This window comes from Lawsonella sp. (genome assembly GCF_011525565.1).
GTDB lineage: Bacteria > Actinomycetota > Actinomycetes > Mycobacteriales > Mycobacteriaceae > Lawsonella > Lawsonella clevelandensis_A.
In genome coordinates this window covers 18724-38358 of sequence record NZ_WVRS01000003.1, presented here as the reverse complement: position 1 = coordinate 38358, position 19635 = coordinate 18724, and the positions used below count along the sequence as shown (strand labels likewise).

Annotated in this window: 15 protein-coding genes and 1 pseudogene; all 16 read right to left on the bottom strand. The window is 53.4% G+C overall.

Annotated features, from left to right (window positions below; all coding sequences use genetic code 11):
• Nucleotides 1–2: 2 nt before the first annotated feature.
• Nucleotides 3–1877, bottom strand: a complete 1875-nt coding sequence (locus QZV76_RS03025; RefSeq protein WP_290598317.1) for a ComEC/Rec2 family competence protein — start codon at nt 1875–1877, stop codon at nt 3–5.
• A 184-nt stretch (nt 1878–2061) separates the two neighbouring features.
• Nucleotides 2062–2805, bottom strand: a complete 744-nt coding sequence (locus QZV76_RS03020) for a ComEA family DNA-binding protein (RefSeq protein WP_290598316.1) — start codon at nt 2803–2805, stop codon at nt 2062–2064.
• Nucleotides 2806–2937: 132 nt separating this feature from the next.
• Nucleotides 2938–3660 carry a histidine phosphatase family protein gene (locus tag QZV76_RS03015; RefSeq protein ID WP_290598315.1) on the bottom strand — a complete coding sequence of 241 codons (723 nt, stop codon included), beginning with the start codon at nt 3658–3660 and terminating at the stop codon, nt 2938–2940.
• Nucleotides 3661–3670: 10 nt separating this feature from the next.
• Entirely contained in the window at nt 3671–4066 is a 396-nt protein-coding gene (gene rsfS, locus QZV76_RS03010; protein ID WP_290598314.1) for a ribosome silencing factor, read from the bottom strand.
• A gap of 18 nt (nt 4067–4084) precedes the next feature.
• Nucleotides 4085–4774: a nicotinate-nucleotide adenylyltransferase gene (gene nadD / locus QZV76_RS03005; RefSeq protein ID WP_290598313.1), complete on the bottom strand. Its 690-nt coding sequence runs from the start codon at nt 4772–4774 to the stop codon at nt 4085–4087.
• A 14-nt stretch (nt 4775–4788) separates the two neighbouring features.
• On the bottom strand, nt 4789–6039 hold the full coding sequence (locus QZV76_RS03000) for a glutamate-5-semialdehyde dehydrogenase (protein WP_290598312.1): 1251 nt from the start codon (nt 6037–6039) through the stop codon (nt 4789–4791).
• Between the two features lie 69 nt (nt 6040–6108).
• Nucleotides 6109–7389, bottom strand: a complete 1281-nt coding sequence (locus tag QZV76_RS02995) for a YibE/F family protein (protein ID WP_290598311.1) — start codon at nt 7387–7389, stop codon at nt 6109–6111.
• A 55-nt stretch (nt 7390–7444) separates the two neighbouring features.
• On the bottom strand, nt 7445–8872 hold the full coding sequence (locus QZV76_RS02990) for a metallophosphoesterase family protein (protein ID WP_290598310.1): 1428 nt from the start codon (nt 8870–8872) through the stop codon (nt 7445–7447).
• A 147-nt stretch (nt 8873–9019) separates the two neighbouring features.
• Nucleotides 9020–10450: a metallophosphoesterase gene (locus QZV76_RS02985; RefSeq protein ID WP_290598309.1), complete on the bottom strand. Its 1431-nt coding sequence runs from the start codon at nt 10448–10450 to the stop codon at nt 9020–9022.
• A gap of 211 nt (nt 10451–10661) precedes the next feature.
• The gene (locus tag QZV76_RS02980; RefSeq protein ID WP_290598308.1) at nt 10662–12077 is read right to left on the bottom strand and encodes a metallophosphoesterase; all 1416 of its coding nucleotides are present in this window, start codon (nt 12075–12077) and stop codon (nt 10662–10664) included.
• A gap of 129 nt (nt 12078–12206) precedes the next feature.
• Nucleotides 12207–13351, bottom strand: a pseudogene (proB, locus tag QZV76_RS02975) (glutamate 5-kinase).
• Between the two features lie 3 nt (nt 13352–13354).
• Nucleotides 13355–14830: a GTPase ObgE gene (obgE, locus tag QZV76_RS02970; RefSeq protein WP_290598307.1), complete on the bottom strand. Its 1476-nt coding sequence runs from the start codon at nt 14828–14830 to the stop codon at nt 13355–13357.
• A gap of 104 nt (nt 14831–14934) precedes the next feature.
• Nucleotides 14935–15192 carry a 50S ribosomal protein L27 gene (gene rpmA / locus QZV76_RS02965; protein ID WP_290598306.1) on the bottom strand — a complete coding sequence of 86 codons (258 nt, stop codon included), beginning with the start codon at nt 15190–15192 and terminating at the stop codon, nt 14935–14937.
• Nucleotides 15193–15219: 27 nt separating this feature from the next.
• Nucleotides 15220–15516 (bottom strand): 50S ribosomal protein L21, encoded by a 297-nt coding sequence (gene rplU / locus QZV76_RS02960; protein WP_290598305.1) that lies wholly within the window; start codon nt 15514–15516, stop codon nt 15220–15222.
• A 190-nt stretch (nt 15517–15706) separates the two neighbouring features.
• Entirely contained in the window at nt 15707–18874 is a 3168-nt protein-coding gene (locus tag QZV76_RS02955; protein WP_290598304.1) for a translation initiation factor IF-2 N-terminal domain-containing protein, read from the bottom strand.
• 337 nt (nt 18875–19211) lie between these two features.
• Nucleotides 19212–19631: a nucleoside-diphosphate kinase gene (gene ndk, locus QZV76_RS02950; RefSeq protein WP_290598303.1), complete on the bottom strand. Its 420-nt coding sequence runs from the start codon at nt 19629–19631 to the stop codon at nt 19212–19214.
• Nucleotides 19632–19635 lie beyond the last annotated feature (4 nt).

Sequence of the window (19635 nt, the reverse complement as noted above, 5' to 3'; positions counted from 1 at the left end):
TTCTATCTTGCCATGTTGGTCTGACAAATTTTATTGGTGGGTGTTACTGTCGCAACGGTTCCTAGGGGTATCTCCACAATGGGAGTCCCTTGCGGGGTAAAGGAGATAGTTGGAGACATCCCCTCCTGCCTATTGTATTTGCCTGCTGAGCGCGCATGGGATCGTGGCGCAAAAGGATGTTCTTGCGTACTAGCTACATGAACAAACAGGGGGTTTCCTGGGGCGTGCGCAATGTTCTCAAGATGAGGAAGACTGGCGGCTGTTAGTTTCTCCTTCACTACTATGACAGTTCGTGCACTGTGAGGGCTTTGTTGTGAGTGTGCAGAAGTATGCGGCGTCGCTAGAGCTGCATGCAGTACACCATTCTTTTCCACGTTAAGTGTGACAGCACCGTCTTGTACTCTGCACTGGGTAAGACGGTGATAGGTACAGCCAGCATGAATTCCTGTAGCAATAAGTGCGAGAGTAACCATACCTGCTATGAAAATTCTTCCCCTTCGTGAGGAGAAGGAGAGCACTATTGTGGCGATAAGAGCCACCGCTACGAATGCGGGTACCGCCGGAGAAATCTGAAAAATATCGTGTGACGCAAGATCAATCTGCGCCCATGGGGAACTCCCCAGCAAGACCCCAATTTTTTCTACCCACCAGAGAAGAGGAATAGACGGTATTACCACTAATCCGCCTAGTAGTGGACAGACCACGCACACAACTACTCCCACTAGCCCCATTGCGGTAATAAAAGGGACGACGGGGGCCACAAGAATGTTGGCGAGAATGCCGAAAGTGCTGGCAGTACCAAAAAAGTAGAGGCTTACCGGCATGGTGGACACTGATGCCACTACTGTTACCGCCAGTGTATCGGATATAACAGCGGGTACTTTTAGCGCATGTAAACAGTGAGAAAGTTGTGGTGCTCCCCAGATAAGTGCCGCAGTTGCCACTACGGACAAGGCGAAACCGGGACTTACCGCAAAACTGGGAGAGAGTATAAGAAGCGTCATAATCCCGGCGCCGAGGGCGGGGAAGGCGGAACTGCGCCCACCTTTCCAGAGCGCCAGCACACCCACTGCCCCACTGATTGTGGCCCGTAGGACTGCTGGTTCCGGGCCGACGAGTGCCGCAAAAAGTATGAGAAGCAGTGCACTCACTATACTTTTTCGGCGCGGGGAGGAATGTCGCAGAAATATGCCTGCTAATAGCAGTACATAGCTAACGTTGGCGCCGCTCACGGCGGTGAGATGGGTGAGGCCGCTAGCTCGATAATTGTCTTTATACTCGGGGCTAAGCCCGGATGTGTCACCAATACTCATGCCTCGCGCAAGCGCATGCAGACTGGGGGTAAGACCGGTAGCGTCAGCGTGTGTCAGGGCTTCTTCCCACTTTCGGGACTCGTATGCAGAAAAAGCCCATATTCCGTGGGGTGGTTGGGATTCCCGAAGGTAAATAGCCCGCCACTCCCCTTGCGTGAAATGATTTTCTGGCCGTTGATCAAGCTTCATAACTGCTGTTATGCGCTGTCCCAAAACAAGATTATCCCATTGCTGCCCCTTCGCGTACACTGTCATGTCCCCATAAGCTGTGCGTACAGTTAGGTAGGTACCGGTAAGACCATGCTGGGGTTTACTAGCAATGCGTCCTGTTACCGTATGGGCGGTAGCTGCAGATTTTCCAGATGTTAAGGACGTCAAAGTACTCTGATCGCTCATGATGAGCCGCGGCAGTAGCGAAATACCACTGCAGAGAACTGCTACTACACAGGCCAGAAGAAGACGATTTCGATGCTCTCTACGAATAAAAATGACCACACAAATGAGGGCACCAATAAGAACACCGCTAACGCTTCGGTACCCTCCGTAAGCCCCAATAATATCCACGGCCCATATACAGAGTGCAGGAAGTACTAACCGCACGTCATGGACCCGGTCCCCATGGTGATATATGCCATCTACTTGTTGCTGACGGGGCGGACATGACCGTGCTGGGTCTAACTGCACTGGGTCTAANTGCACTGGGTCTAACTGTGGTGAATATGACGATGGTGAAGATGACAACGCTTGGCTAAACGGTGGCATGTCCACGAATTTTTGCGAGTTTACCCTGCCCTATACCATCGACAGCAGTTAATTCCTCCACACTGGAAAATGCGCCATTAGCAGTGCGGTACTCAACAATGGACTGGGCGGTTGCAGGCCCCACCCCCGGCAATTCCTCTAACTGTGTGAGGGACGCCGTGTTGATGTTAACGAGCCCACCCGACGATACGCCCGGCGCGCCTCCGGTAACTTTCTTACCCCCAGAAGATAAACCCGTGTCCGTACCTGTATCCGTACCCGCATTGACTGTCGTTGTGAGTGTGATGGTGCTGGGTGTGAATGAGGACATTCCGTCAAAATGCGTATCCCCATTAGTATCGTCGGAGGTGAGAGCACGTTGTTCTATGGGGGATTGTCCGTTAGCGTGCAGTATCCAGTAGTTGGCGATGACGCTCACGGTGGAAATTCCGACAAGGATAGTCATGGCGACGATAAAACCGCGCAGTTGTAGCGATGTCATAGTGGTCCACCAGCGACTAGCCCGCTGCACAATAGATGGTTTACGACGATGCTCGTCCGCCACTGTGCTGGCCACAGTACCAGCCACTGTGCTGGCCACTGTACCGGCCACGGTATTCGCCCCTGTATTGGCAGTGGTAGGAGGTGGGGGCGTTTCCTGGTCTAGCTGCGGGTAGTCTTCGTCCCATCCACTGTGTGCCCATGAGTCAGCATTGGGTGGATAGATACTGATGGGAGAACGCTGCTGCATAACTCCCAGCGTAGAAAAAGCATGACGTGCATCAGCGATAATTTCTGCTATCTACTTGCGTTATCCCCATCTTCGGGAAGATGTGGACAAATACACCGCGGAGACACTACGCCATAGGAAAAACCGAAAAACCTAGAAAGCGTCGCTTCCTAAATGGGTTGTAGAGTTCCAGACATCCACCCGCCACTGGTAGCCGGGTTGGATGGGTGGTATGGCGGGAATCCGCGGACCCGCAGCAGCTGGGTGTGCATCAAGATCAGCCTCTACAAAATACTGTGGCCATTCCGTGAATTGCGACCAGGAAGTATTCCCCAATGCGGAAAAAGCTGCATAGTTTTGCAGGGGTGAGTCTATAAGGGCGGCAGCTAAGGCCAGGAATGTTCCACCATGGGCGACGAGAAGTACCGGACGTTCGTCTTCTCCCCAGGAAGTGAGATCGCGGTGGAGATCTCTCACCACATCCATGGCGCGCCGGGCAACCTCAAGACGATTCTCTCCACCCGGCGGGGCGTATGTGGGGTCAGAACGCCATTTAGGACGATCACCAGGCCAGTGATCTTCCACTTCTTGCTGATCGAGTCCCGTCCACTCCCCCATGTCGGTTTCTCGCAGGCGCGTATCAAGATGGACGGGAACATCGCACAGGTCGCTGACAGCTTGTGCGGTGTGTACTGCTCGTTGCGCGTCCGAACTGATAATGGCAAGAGGATTTTTACGGGCCAAGACGGGGGCAACACGATCAGCTTGCGCACGCCCGCGCTCAGAGAGAGCCACATCAAGATGGCCTTGCATGCGGCGAGCCCGGTTGAATTCTGTTTCTCCGTGCCGCAGCAGAATAAGGTGACGAAGGGGCATTATCCCGCAGTTATCCTTCGACCGGTTGGGACTCCGTATTGTCTTCGTTAACGGATGTCCAGGAGATTTCGGGGCAGTCTTTCCAGAGGGAATCGAGGCCGTAGAATTCGCGCTCATCGGCATGTTGTACATGCACGATAACGTCAACGTAGTCGAGGAGAACCCAGCGGCCTTCTTTTCCGCCTTCCCGGCGTACTGGTTTTATCTTTTTTGTGAGAAGTGCCTCTTCAACTCCGTCAACAATGGCGTTTACTTGCCGCTCATTGTCGGCAGATGCGATAACGAAACAGTCAGTAATGGCAAGACGTTCGGAAACGTCCACAATGCGGATATTATCGGCTTTTTTACTGTCTGCGGCTTGTGCCGCCCACGTAGCAATTTCGATTGCGCTAGCAGAGGCTGTCACACATTCTCCTTCGAACGATCAGTTATAAGCATCGGGGGGCATAGGGACGGGGGCTGTAGCGACGGCAGTACCATCGACGCGATAAGACTCATGCGGCCGGTAGAGGTTGCGTTTTGCAATGTACTGGACGACACCATCGGGTACGAGATACCACACGGGCATTCCTTCTTCAGTACGACGCCGACATTCTGTCGACGAGATGGCCAAAGCGGGAATTTCGAGGAGGGTAACGCGGCCTTCGGGAAGGCGTTGCTGCAGCTCCTCACTAATAGTGTAGCCGGGGCGTGTAACCCCAACGAAGTGCGCCATGCTGAAAAGCTGTTTCCAGTTCTGCCATGTCACAATCTTGGAGAGTGCGTCTGCCCCGGTGATGAAATAAAGCTCACTGTTGGGGTGCTGCGATTGTATATCGCGCAGGGTGTCAATGGTGTAGGTTGGTCCCTGCCTGTCTAGGTCGCATCTGCTGACGGAGAAGCGTGGGTTAGAGGCGGTAGCGATGACGGTCATCAGGTAGCGGTCTTCGCCGGAGCTCACTCTGCGGCCGTGTTTTTGCCAGGGTTCGCCGGTGGGGACGAAAACGACGTCATCGAGTTCGAACCGGGCCGCTACTTCGCTGGCTGCTACCAGGTGGCCATGGTGAATGGGGTCGAAGGTGCCGCCCATAATGCCCAAACGGTTAGTTTTTTGGTGCGGTGTGTTATCTATCATGGTGTCCGTTGTCCCTAGGGTCGAGTTTGCCCGGTGCCCCAAATAACCCATTTGGCGCTGGTGAGTTCGGGGAGCGCCATGGGGCCACGAGCATGCAGTTTTTGGGTGGAGATACCCATCTCTGCCCCCATACCGAATTGTTCGCCATCGGTAAAAGCTGTGGAGGTATTGACGTATACTGCGGCAGCGTTCACTCTGTCCGTAAACTCTTGCGCGGCAGCAACATTAGTGGTGATGATGGCTTCGGAGTGGCCTGATCCCCATGTGTTGATGTGGTTAATGGCCTCGTCTAAGCCATCAACTACTTTGAGGGCAATATCCATGCTGAGGTATTCCGTTCCCCAGTCTTTATCTGTGGCGGGCACAAGTCCGGGTAGATCGCCGTGGACGGTCACTCCGGCAGTGCCTAAGGCCTCCAGAATAGTGTGGAGTGCCTGGTCCCCTAGTCTTTTATCAACAAGCACAGTTTCTGTGGCGTTACAGACGGAGCAGCGGCGGGTTTTCCCATTGAGCATGCAGGCAATGCCCATATTCAGATCCGCATCGGCATGCAGGTAGATGTGGCAGTTACCCGTGCCAGTTTCGATGGTGGGCACGGTGGCGTTACGAATAACAGCATTGATGAGGTTCGCCCCGCCGCGTGGAATAACAACGTCCACTAATCCGCGTGCTTGAATAAGGTGTGTGACAGTATCGTGTGATTCTGAGCTGATGAGTTGCACACCGTCAGCGGGGGCACCGCAGGAAGCGAGCACGTCGCGGAGAATACTCACCAGTGCAGTATTGGAGTGCCTGGCGGACTTGGATCCACGCAGAATGACTGCGTTACCGGATTTCAGTGCTAGGCCGAAGGCGTCCACGGTGACGTTGGGTCGTGCTTCGTAGACAATGCCGATGACGCCCAGAGGGACACGTACTTGCCGCAGTTTGAGGCCATTTTCTAGAGTGCGGCCACGGATAACCTCACCGATAGGGTCGGGTAGGTCTGCTACTTGTGTTAATCCCCCGGCGATGCCGTCGATGCGGGCGGAGTCGAGGGCAAGTCGATCGATCATCGCGTCCGATGTTCCCCGGCTGCGTGCGTCGTCGATGTCCTTCTGATTCGCTGCAAGAATCTCATCCGCGCGTTCGTGCAGGGCAGCGGCAGCAGTACGCAGAATGGTGTTTTTCTGGCTGGTTGTCAGAAGACCGATTGTGCGGGAAGCGTCTTTAGAGCGGCGTGCTGCGGCAAGAATGTTCTCACGCAGGGCATCAGTTGAGGTCATGTGTCTAGCCTACCGTTACCTCATACAGAACTGGTGCAGAATACTGGCTTATGGCCGATACTGTCTAACTTATCTCCGATGCCGGCCAGGATTATTGACAGGAGCACTCTGCTCTACAACGTTACTTTCACGGGGCTGATGCGGAACTGCTAACCATGTTGCGATTGCGTTCGTGAGGGGGAATGACAGCGCTAAAGTAATTGCGCCCACCATTGATCGCAGCATTTCCACAGCGATAACCTCCCCGTTTAATACTTCCCACATACCTCGTGATGATTGCTGTATGAGGAGAAGGAGGGGAAGTACGGAGCCGGTATAGGCCAGTACCAGGGTATACAGCATAGAGGATATGTGGTCTCGTCCTACCCGCATTGCGCCGCTAAAAATACGACGTGCAGAAGCACGGGGATCTATTTCAGCGAGTTCATACACAGTAGCTGCTTGGCTAATTGTGACATCGTTCAGGACACCAATAGTGCCAATAATAAAACCAGCGATGACCAGTCCCACAACGGGAAGCTGCCCCATGTACATCTGCATAGTGACATTTTGTTCTTCGGACATACCCGTAATATGTGTCGTCTGCACCGCTAATTGGCTCATGGCGACCGCAATAAGGAGGGATATAAGCGTTCCAAGGAGCGCTGACGCAGTTTTCCAGCTGAACCCGTGAACGAAGAACATGACAAGGAAAAGCGCTAAAGCCGACCCCACTACTGCGGTAATGATGACGGGTCGCCCCGATAGGATAGCGGGGAGTATCCACAGCACGACGACATATAATGTCACAACTACGCCAATAACTGCGCGGAGGCCCTTCCACGCGCCTGCGAGTACGACGCAGAGCACTGTTACACCCAGCCAGAGAGCAAGTGGGACACGCCTGTCCATATCTTCAAAAACATAGCGTGTTTTACCGTCAGTATCTTCTTGGGCCATGCGGATAGCATCGCCCTTTTTCACCATGATGGAATTGCCCACTACCCGATTGTTGAGGATGACGAATTGGGAGGCGTTCTTGCCACTGCGAATATCGACGACCACGGCTGGACATTGGCCTTTTACGTTACCGCGTGCAGCGGTGGATAATGACCCTTCCGGAAAGTGTAGTTGGGCATCCATGGGATGCCCAAAGAGGGTACTGTTGCAGTCCATGTACCCTTCTTCAAGGACTTTTCCGTAGACCAAATTATCGTTCATACCCATGGACTGTTTGAGGGTGCTGTCAACAGCCATGGATGTGCCCGAAGGCCACAGGAGAACTACGCCTATCAGAGTAGCGATGCCGAAGAGCACTAGAATACTAGCGACAGTTTTTTCAGCAGCGGTCTTTAGGCGTAGTTTTCCCATGGTAAAGGTACCTGCCCATCAAGTGAAGAGATTAGGGTACCCATCATTCTATCTACTAAGCGAGAGCAGACATATCCTTCTTTACCGTGAAGCAGCGATCCTGCATGCGGCTTACAGTGTATTCACCATAGAACCCGAAGGACTTGTCGTAGCGATTGAAAGCAGTCTGCGCCAAGGCTTGCGCGGTGGGGGTCCGGTGGAAGGTTACCGTGTAGCCATCCTCGTAGAAATCCATGAGGGTGAAGCCGCCGGGGAAGGGTGTCGTGGCGCAGAACTGGGCGAACTGCGGACCACCCGGCAGATCAGGGGCATCGCGGTGAGCACGGTGTGTATGGCCAGCCGCCATAAAGAACACGCCCGGCGCCTTCTGGAAAAGACGCTGCAACCGCATAGAGTCCTTCTTGTTGTAGATGAAGGGGCGTTGCCCTGCGTTGGTGAGGGCGGCTTCTTCCGTCACCGGGAAGTGCGACAACACCAAAGTAGGACGATGCGGATCGGACAGCAGAATCTTTTCGATGCTGCGGTAGTTGGCTTCGGTTAGTTCGCCGGAGTCTTTACCGGGGTGTGAACCGTCAACTCCAACAATGCGCAGTTTCTTATCCAGAACGGACCAGGTGGTTTGTAGCTTGTGCTTCGGAAAGACAGCTTGGAAGGGGTCAAAAACGGAATGGTTCAGGTCGTAACCTTTCATTCCGTAGCCATCGTGATTACCGCGAACCAGGAAGTAATCCTTCTGGTAGCCACCGAACGTATCCATGAGTGCGCGCAGGCGTTTAGCTTCATCATGTTTACCGTGGTCACAGAGGTCACCATTGACGTAGATGCGAGAAAGGTTGCGGTGCTTCACTTCGTGAAGAAGTGAAGAGATCATTGCTTCAGACCAAGAACAATCGGTGACGCCCTTACCTTCCATACCCAGGTGAATATCGTTGGCAACGGCCACAGTTTGAATGTAGCGGCCAGTGGGTTGCGGAATAGTTGACACGATGCCGGTTACTTCTGGTTCATTGAAGATATTGGTGAACCACAGGCCGGCTTCTGCTTTCTTTCCCAGAGAGCGGCACTCGAAATGGTAGCGGGTGTCTGGTTTTAGTCCCTGGATGGTGACGTAGTGGAAGCCAGTTTTCGAGTAGGAGCGGTGCACGCATCGCAATGGTTCCCGGGTATCGGCTGGTGCTAGCCAGACTTCCCCATCGGAGGCGACGCGATCATTGGGGTGGAGATGTGTAGAGTGAGGATTTTTGAACGTAGTCCAGCTGAACACCAGACTGGTGGGAGTGGCGGTGATGACTTCAAGATCGGTAACGACAACGTCCCTACTGGTGTTAGCAGCGGGGGCAGCGGGTAGCGGGGTTGCTACCGGACTAGCAGCAGAGGCGCGCGGTCCAGTGAGGACGGCAGCAGCCCCAACACCCATTGCAGCGGTTCCGGCGAGGAAGGAGCGACGGGTGATATCACGATTATTCAGTGAGTTCTCGTTCATACCTGGATACGGTAAACGATGGCTTTAACATTGCTTTAACTGTTTGGTGGCATTGTCATTGAAGGTAAGTGAACTTTTCATAACTATTCACTTATATATAGAAAATTTAGTTTTTTGGCAAGAAAAACAAGAAGTAAGCCGATACTGCTAACGCAATGCTGACATATCCCGCTTCACGGTATAGCAACGATCACACATACGCGAGATCGTGTACTCCCCATAGCAGCCATACGCCTTGTCGTAACGATTGAAAGCCGTCTGTGCCAGCGCCTGCGCAGCTGGAGTGCGGTGGAACGTCACCGTATAACCACCCTCATAAATATCCATAAGGGTGAAGCCTCCCGGGAACGGTGTCGTAGCACAGAACTGGGCAAACTGCGGACCGCCCGGTAGGTCAGGAGCATCGCGGTGAGCGCGGTGCGTATGGCCAGCCGCCATAAAGAACACGCCCGGCGCCTTCTGGAAAAGACGCTGCAACCGCATAGAATCCTTCTTGTTATAGATGAAGCGCCGCTGCCCCACATTGGTAAGGGCGGCTTCTTCCGTCACCGGGAAGTGCGACAACACCAAAGTAGGACGATGCGGATCGGACAACAGAATCTTTTCGACACTGCGGAAGTTCTCATCTGTGAGTGATCCAGAGTGGCAGCTTGGCGTGGAGCCGTCAATTCCTACTACGCGAAGTTTCCCGTCATGAACGGACCAGCTAGTCTGCATCTTATGTTTGGGGAAGACAGCGTGAATGGGGTCAAAGTCTGACATGGTTTTCATGTCATATCCTTCATGGTTACCCCGCACAAGGAAGTAGTCTTTGTGGTATTTGCCGAATGTATTGAGCATTCCCCGTAGTTTCTTCGCTTCTTCTAGAGTGCCGTGGTCACATAGATCACCATTGATATAGATACGGGAGAGATTGCGGCGTTTAATCTCCTGCAGCATAGACATAATCATCACTTCGGACCAAGGAGCCTCCGTGATACCTGCGCCTTCCATACCCAGGTGAATATCGTTGGCAACGGCCACAGTTTGAATATAACGACCTGTGGGTTGCGGAATTGTTGACACAACACCGGTTACTTCTGGTTCTAGGAAAACTTGTGTAAACCAGAAACCCGGTGTTGCTTTCTTCCCCAAAGAACGGCATTCATAGCGGTAGCGAGTATTGGGTTTCAAGCCTTGGATGGTGACGTAGTGGAATCCGGTTTTCGAGTAGGAGCGGTGCACGCATCGCAATGGTTCTTTACTATCGGCGGGAGCTAGCCAGACTTCCCCATCGGAGGCGACACGATCATTGGGATAGAGATGATGAGTATGGGGAGTTTTAAAAGTACTCCAGGCGAATACCAGACTAGTTGTTGTCGCAGTGAGAACTTCAAGATCGCTAACAACAGTGGTGACATCTGGGGTGGCAGTCGGTGCCGCAGGTAACGGGGTTATTACTGGGCTAGCTGCGGAGGCACGCGGTCCAGTAAGAACGGTAGCTGCACCGAGACCTAACGCCGCGCTTCCCGCAAGAAAAGAGCGCCGTGTAAACATCTGGTGAGAAAGAGTATGGTCAGCCGGAGTATTTTCTCTCATACCAGGCAGGGTATCCACTTGCTTTAACGTTCATGAAACCGCATAGTAAGCACGATATTTATGCCAAGTAAACTTTACATAACTAATTAATAGACAAACTGATAGATACAAAGTCCGTCACCTTCTCATGACATGCACATAGCAAGCAGAGGGGAAGATGACGGACTTATCAAACGATCTAGTACTAGCCAGTATTAACTAACAGTACTAATTAACGCAGTGCGGACATATCGCGCTTTACGGTGAAGCAACGATCTTTCATACGCGAGATGGTGTACTCACCGTAGAAGCCTGCAGATTCCTTGTGGCGGTTGTAGGCAATCTGCTGAAGTGCCTGCCCGGTAGCTGCACGGTGGAAAGTTACTGTGTAGCCGCCTTCATAAATATCCATGAGGGTAAAGCCACCTGGGTAGGGGGTGCTAGCACAGAACTGGGCGAACTGCGGACCGCCCGGTAGATCGGCAGCGTCACGGTGGGCACGGTGTGTGTGGCCAGCCGCCATAAAGAACACGCCCGGCGCCTTCTGGAAGATACGCTGCAACCGCATAGAGTCCTTCTTATCGAGAATGAAGGGGCGTTGACCAGCGTTAGTGAGGGCGGCTTCTTCGGTGACGGGGTGGTGCGCCATGACGAACGTGGGGCGGTTGGGATCTTGCATAAGGATGCGTTCGATCTCCTGGAACTGCTTGTCCGTAATAACGCCGGCATTGTTCATGGTGCGGGAGGAGTCGATACCGAGAACACGGAGTTTACCGTAGTTCATTGTCCAGCAGGTCTGGAGCTTATGCTGTGGGAATACCTTCTGGATGGGATCAAAGGAGTGTGGTCCAGCGGGCATACCAAAGCCATCGTGGTTACCACGAACCATGTAGTAGTCTTTTTGGTATTCACCGAATGCAGACAGCAGACGCTTAAGTGTCTGTGCTTCTTCCAGCTTGCCGTGGTCACACAGGTCTCCGTTGATGAAGACGTGTGGAATTCCGCGGCGTTTTATTTCTGCGAGCATGCTGGACACCATGATTTCGGGCCATGGTGTGGAGTTGATGGACTTGCCAGACATGCCAATGTGGATGTCATTGGCGACGGCTACGGTCTGAATGTATTTGCCGGTTGGTCGTTCGATTGTTGAGACGACACCAGTTACTTCTGGTTCATCGAAAACCTGGGTGAACCAGAAGCCAGGATCAGCCTTTTTGCCGAAGGAGCGGCATTCAAAACGGTACTCAGTGTTGGGCTTTAAGCCACAAACAGTGACATAGTGGAAACCTGTTGTGGAGTAACCCTTATGGACGCAACGGAGAGGTTCCTTGGTATTGTTGCGCCCTAGCCATACCTCACAATCGGAGGCTACACGCTCGGCAATAACGTGATCCGTGTGAGGTTCTTTGAAAGTGGACCAGGAGAACGTGATGCTGGTGGGAGTTGCTGTCATAACTTCCAGGTCGGAGACAACTACTTTATCTCCAGACTTTGCTTTGGGAGCATTGGGCAAGACAGCGTCGTTGACTGTTGCTGCAGAAGCCTGCGGGCCGGACAGTGCGAGGGCAGAGGCTACCCCGATACCGAGGGCAGCTGAACCGGTCAAGAATGATCGGCGGGTAATCGGGGAATTGATAGTTTCGCTCATACCCATGAAATTATCGTATCTGTCTACAGTGTGTATAAGTGATAGTAAGCAAGTCACATACTTTTCACGCGTTTAAATAATTTCAGTAACCAGTACGTCGTTAAAAATTCACTTATGACTTATGTAGGCCTACATCACAACAAAATCATCCGCATGGATCACAGGAGCATGCAATTCCCGCGGCAGCTCTGCTGTACTCATTCGATAGAGAAACTCCATTTCAGCAGCAGCATAAGCAACAATCCCACGCCCAACAAGCTCACCTGCGCGAGTACGCACCTCCACAACGTCTCCGCCGTGAAAATCCCCCTCCCCCGTCACGACACCAGCCGCCAATAAGCTACGACGATGGCGCACGGCATCTGCCGCCCCCTCATCAATGGTCAACACACCCGCATTATCCGCAGAGTAGCGTACCCAAAACTTTTTAGCAGTCATCCGCTTCGGACGGGCTGCAAAAACAGTCCCCACGGAAGCATCACACAGTGCTTCCTCTGCAGCATCGGACGACGCCAGCAGAACCGGTACACCAGCGTCGGCGGCAAGAAGTGCAGACGACAGTTTAGACGCCATCCCCCCAGTACCTAATGCTCCCCCATCGCCTGCTTCCACTCCCTCAATAGCTGCTGGATGGGCTACTTCAGGAATAAAAACAGCATTTCCCTGGCGGGGATCAGAATCGTAGAGACCATCCACATCCGACAACAGTACAAGCGCATCGGCAGACACTAAATGTGCCACAAGAGCCGCTAGTCGGTCATTGTCACCAAAACGAATTTCATCCGTGGCAACCGTATCGTTCTCATTAATGATGGGAACAGCATGCAAGAGACGCAGACGATCTAGCGTATTCTGTGCATTCCGCGCCCGATCTCGCTTCCCTAAATCACTCGCAGTGAGTAATACCTGTGCCGCAGTTCTTTCATACCTACTAAAAGACTCCCCCACGCCTTCGCCAATTCAATCTGCCCAACTGCGGCAGCAGCCTGCTTAGTGGCAATATCGCGGGGTCGCTTGTGCAATTCGAGTGGCGTTATGCCGGCGGAAATAGCTCCAGAGGACACCACAAAAACATCTGATCCGGCAGCCATGCGCTGTTCTAACGCAGTCGTTAACGTGTCGAGTTTTTCCCGATCAAGTCCCCCGCCTGCATGTGAAATTGACGATGAGCCAATCTTCACAACAAGACGACGCGCTGTCCGCACAGCCTTCCGCGCCGCCGACTGCTCCGACAATCGCTTGGCAGAGTGTTCTTCTGAATATGAGCCAGACATTTGCTACCAGGTACTTTCGTCATTCATATCGGAGTCTTCATCCGCCAAACCATGGCGAATACGCTTAGCGTGACGACGCTCCTTCGCACTGACTCGATTATTCTGGTCCAGGCGTACATCTGTGCCGCGCCCAGTAGGTGTCATATCAACACCTGCCACCGTGCTGGGCTCCCAATCGAAGCACACATCACCGATGGTGACGCAACAGCCGGGAACAGCGCCCGCTTCCGCCAAAGCATCCTCTACACCAAGTTTGGCAAGACGATCCGCCAAGAAACCAACAGCCTCATCATTATCGAAAGCAGTTTGGGCAACCCAGCGCGACGGCTTAGCACCCTCCACAATGAAACCACCGGAGATTTCTGGATCGCGACGAACCTGGAAGGTATCGTCTTCCTGCATCTGCGGCCGAACATACACCCGTTTTTCCCTCTCCACCGGGTGGTCACGACGATAGTCCTCCACCATTGTGGCCAGTGCGTAGGAAAGCTCTTTAAGACCCTCGTGGGTAATTGTAGAGATTTCAAAAACTGGCCAGCCCCGTGCCGTGAAGTCATCTTTCACAAAATCTGCCAGTTCTCTAGCCTCGGGAATATCAATTTTATTAAGAACCACAATACGTGGACGGTCAGCAAGATCACCCAACCCGGTATCTCCCGCTAACGCCGGCTCATAGGCAGAGAGTTCTGCCTCGAGTGCGTCAACATCACTGATGGGATCCCGTCCTGGTTCAAGCGTGGCGCAGTCAACAATATGGGCCAATACCGCAGTGCGCTCAATATGCCGCAAGAAATCTAGTCCTAAACCACGACCCTCCGCAGCACCAGGAATAAGCCCAGGAACATCGGCAATGGTGTAGGTGGTATTTCCTGCTGTCACAACCCCTAGATTGGGTTGCAGAGTGGTGAAGGGGTAGTCAGCAATTTTGGGTTTAGCAGCAGACAACACACTAATAAGGGAGGACTTTCCTGCTGAGGGGAATCCAACAAGTCCTACATCAGCAACCGACTTCAACTCAAGAACAACATCACAGCTCTCCCCCTCTTCACCGAGAAGTGCGAAACCGGGAGCTTTTCGAGTTTTGGAAATAAGTGCAGCGTTCCCCAACCCCCCATTGCCACCTTTAGCAACAATGAATTCAGTTCCCGCACCAGTAAGGTCAGCCAGCAACTCCCCGTCGGGCGTCGTCACGACAGTACCATCGGGCACTTTAAGAATGAGATCCTCCCCCTGCGCCCCATTGCGGTTAGACCCCATACCAGGTTGACCTTTTTCAGCTTTTGCATGGGGGCTGAAGTGGAAGTCGAGCAGAGTATGAACTTGCGGATCGACAACAAGAACAACGTTGCCGCCGCGTCCTCCGTTGCCACCATCGGGTCCGCCGAGAGGCTTAAATTTTTCCCGGTGTACAGAGGCGCAACCGTGTCCACCGTTACCGGCAGTAACATGTAGCGTCACTCGGTCAATGAAGCGTGCCATCATACTCTCCGTAAGTGTGGGTGATTGTGTCTGCCTTAAGTATGCAGCAGGGGCGGGTCTGGGAATATTGCCCAGCCCGCCCCTGTTGGAAAGCGTCTTGAGATCTATGCCTCTTCAGGAACGACACTTACTGTCTGACGTCCGCGCTTAGTGCCGAATTCGACAGCACCACTAGCGAGAGCGAAGAGAGTGTCATCCTTGCCACGGCCAACGTTAACGCCGGGGTGGAAGTGAGTGCCGCGCTGGCGGACCAGGATCTCGCCTGCGTTGACGAGCTGACCACCGAAGCGCTTCACACCGAGGCGCTGGGCATTAGAGTCGCGACCGTTGCGCGAGCTAGATGCACCTTTCTTGTGTGCCATTTGTTTCTCCTTGCAGGAAGTTCGGTGTTACTTGATGCCGGTGATCTTCAGCACGGTAAGCGGCTGACGATGACCCTGGCGCTTCTGGTAACCGGTCTTGTTCTTGAATTTGCGAATGCGAATCTTCGGACCCTTGGTCTGCTCAACAATTTCAGCAGCCACGGTGATGTTATCAACATCCGAAGTTACGGTAGAGCCATCAACGACGAGGACCGGGGAAAGCGAGACCGCAGTGCCCGGCTCTCCCTCGATCTTCTCGACCTTGACGAGGTCACCTTCGGCAACCTTGTACTGCTTTCCGCCGGTCTTGACGATCGCGTACATCGGAGGGCGTCCCCTTAAAAGTGTTGTTTCTTCTCGAACAACCGAATGGTCATTCGACTGGACTAATGCATGCCAGCAGTGAGTTTTACCGTTCTACATCGTGTCTCATGAACTATCTCATTAACACAGTACGCGGAAATCACCCGTTGACTGGCGACCTGTCAAGATTACTCGTTTTGACAGGCTGAAATCAAACTGATGCAGAGGAGCGAGTAGCACGGCGGCGGGCACGTCGCGGCTTTTTCTCTGTGGTAGACGTATTTACCGCTACCGGAGCCGCTGCCAAGACACCAGACACTACCTCTTTACGCTCTGCTGGAACCGAGTTTTTGCGTGGCGTTACCGTACCAGCAGCCTGTGTGGCACGACGCGCCCCACGCCGCTTCCGGGGAGCAGAAGACGGTGCAGTACTCGCCGGTGCAGTGCCCTGAGCTGTACTCTGTGCACCTGCGTTCTGAGTATTGGCAGAAACATCCTTAGTAGTGTTCTTACCCTCACTCTTAGCGCTATTCTGCTTACTGTTCTGGTCGTTTCGGCTACCATGCCGACGTCCACGGCGGCGACGACGCGGTTTCGTATGCTGCTCCGCTGTATCTTTCTTGTCCGTGTCTTTCTTTCCTGATTCTTCCGAACGAGGAGAGTCTTCTACAGACGTTTCTTTAACGGTAGCGCTGGTATCGACAATAATTTCTGCGGTTTTTTCCTCAGAATCTGTGTGAGACGCGACCTGGTCCGCAGCAGTAGCGGCAGCCTTCTTCCGTCCCATGGCTTTCATCATGGGATGTTCACTGGGATCTGGGCCTTGACGGTCTTTTCCACCATGCGCATTCTTGCCATCAGTATCAGCGGAAGACGTGGACGGCTTATCCTTCGACTTACCGTTCTTACTGTGGTCGTTCTTCTCCTGCTTGTCAGAATTACGACCGCGGCGACGTCGCCCAGCGCGCAAGTCTTCGGCATTAGCACCATTGGTAATAGCCTCTACGGGATCTTCCTGCAGAATATAGCCAGTACCGGAGCAGTGCGGACAGGGCTTGGAGAATGCCTCAAGAAGGCCCGTTCCTAAGCGTTTTCGGGTCAGTTGAATAAGCCCCAAGCTGGTAACTTCAGACACCTGGTGGCGTGTCCGGTCGCGTCCCAACGCTTCGCGGAGACGACGCAGGACAAGATCCCGGTTGGATTCCAACACCATGTCAATAAAGTCAACAATAATAATGCCGCCGATATCACGGAGTCGCAGCTGGCGGACAATTTCCTCTGCTGCCTCTAGATTGTTTCGGGTGACGGTTTCTTCTAGGTCTCCACCAGAGCCAGTGAACTTACCGGTGTTGACGTCGATAACCGTCATAGCTTCAGTGCGGTCAATAACGAGAGTGCCGCCAGATGGCAGCCATACTTTACGATCCAGTGCCTTCGCGAGTTGTTCGTCAATACGGTATGCCTGGAATACGTCTACTCCCGTATTCTCCCACTGCTCCAGCCTATCCTGCAGCTGCGGCGCCACTTTCTGAACATATTCAGTGATGGTGCTCCAGGCGCGTTCGCCTTCCACAACAAGTTTTGTGAAATCATCATTAAAGAGGTCTCGCACAACCTTCACTAGCAGAGTCGGTTCCTCGTGCAGAGTGCGTGCTTTACCGTCTGCTTTCTGTTGTGCTTCTTCAGCTGCCTGCTGTACTTCCAGCCACTGGTTGTGCAGCATATCGATATCCCGCTTGAGATCCTCCTCGGAGGCTCCTTCTGCGGCAGTGCGGATAATGACGCCGGCGTCCCCGGGAACAATGTTCCTGAGGATACCTTTCAGGCGTTTGCGTTCCGTATCAGGCAATTTTCGGGAGATACCGGTACTGCCACCATCCGGCACATACACCAGATAACGTCCCGCCATGGAAATCTGAGTGGTTAAGCGAGCGCCTTTGTGGGCAATAGGGTCTTTGGAGACTTGCACCAGCACCATATCTCCGGGGGACAGTGCCAGTTCAATCTTGCGGGATTTTCCACCCAACCCAGCCGCAGCCCAGTTCACCTCACCGGCATAAAGGACAGCGTTACGGCCACGTCCAATATCAATGAAGGCGGCTTCCATGCTGGGGAGAACATTCTGCACGCGGCCCAGATAGATATTGCCCACCATGGATGCTTGTGAATCTGAGGTGACAAAGTGCTCCACCAGGATATTGTCCTCGAGGACTCCCACCTGTGTGGTGATGCCAGGATGGTCACTGCGCTCTTTTTCACGCACGACCATGGTGCGCTCTACAGATTCCCGGCGTGCTAGGAACTCTGCTTCACTGAGAACCGGAATGTGGTGGCGGGCGTTGTCCCGTCCCTCGCGACGACGCTGACGTTTTGCCTCTAGCCGAGTGGAGCCGGAAATGCCCTGTACTTCATCTGATGAACCATTCGCTGAACTATTGCGGCGACGACGGGTAGTGCCACGCTCGTGAACAACGGTATTCGGCGGATCATTCTGAGTATCATCGCTGGTAACATCGTTGCGGCGACGGCGGCGACGGCGACGATGAGTGGAGAGAGCTTCCTCATCATCGTCATTCTCGTCTACCGCAGAGACATCATTCTTCTTACTTCCCGAGCGCCCGTTCTTAGCGGACTTATCGGACGTCTTCTGGGAGCCATGAGCGTTGTCATCATCGTCGTTGGCAGTGTTGTCGGTACTGCCAGTGGTGTCTTCGGTGGTGTCAGTATCATCACCACGACCACGACCACGCCCACGACGGCCCCTGCGACGACGACGCCGGGATGATTGTCCGTCACTGTCACCATTCTGGGAATTCCCATTGTGATCGCGTGCGTCAGCACTATCAGCGTCAGTATCGGCAGCGGCCTCCACGTCCGTTTCCGCATCGTTTTCTGTGGCGGCGTGCCCCATATCCTGGGCAGTTACCACAATGGGTGCGGTTTCTTGCAGGCGGGCATTAACTGCGAAAGGATCTACAACAACGTCAGTGGCGAAGGGATTCTGCGGTAGTGTCGCCGTCATTGGTTCTGCTTGGTGCACGACCGCAAAAGGATTAATGAAGGGGCTGCTAGCACTGTGAGTATCGTCAGCAGCTGGTGTAGTAGATGGCACCGTAGTCTCGGACGCATCGTCGGCAACCGTTTCCGCTTTTTCTGCTTCCTCTGTCTTGCCTGTATTGGCCAGGAAAGAGGTAACAAAATTTGTTGCTTCCTCAGCAGTAAGGCTAGATTGAGCAGACTTAACAGTTATGTCTCGTTCAGCTAAGACGGCTATAAGCTCTTTAGATGCCATGCCTAAACGCTTTGCGAGGGCATGTATACGGATCTTCTGCGGCAAGTCCGTAAGTACAGCTTCTACCGTGATGCTTTCTGGCAGCACGCTATCTCCTTTGCCTCCGGGCGCATCGATGCCGAGCGGCCACACAGAGGGATGTATTGAAATGTCGGATGGTCTGTTGGTCTAGTCGGCTGCGGTTCAGCTGCGCAGAGCAGTGATGTGTCATATACAGACGCTGTGCCATATCTAGACGACGCCAGACACAGAAAGGAACGCGGCTCACTCAAAGAATGGCGCTGGCCCTTTACGCATGTGATCGGCGACTCCCCTATTCTCTCATACAATTGGCAAATACGTCGAAGCCGGCGCAGAAACGTTAAAACGCTTCCAACGCCGGCTTCACTATGAAGTATTGAGATCGACAGGTAACGAGTTTATTTTAGGCGAGTGGGAAATCCGGGAACCAGGTGGAAATTTCTTTCCTGGCGGATTCGGGAGAGTCCGAACCATGTACCAAATTCTCGCGGGTGATAAGGCAGTAATCCCCACGAATTGAACCAGCAGTGGCTTTTCCAACAGGATCGGTACCGCCGCACAGCTGACGCCACGCGGAAATGGCAGATGGCCCTTCTAGAACACCAGCAATAACAGGCCCAGAAGTAATGAAATCTAGCAGCGGTTGGTAGAAATCTTTACCTTTGTGCTCAGCGTAATGCTGTTCGGCTAGCTCCACCGAAACATGGCGGAGCTCAAGGGCCGCAATGGTAAGGCCCTTGTTCTCAATGCGGCGAATAATCTCGCCTACCAAGCCGCGCTCCACACCGTCCGGCTTGATCATAAAGAAAGTCTGTTCTGTCATATGA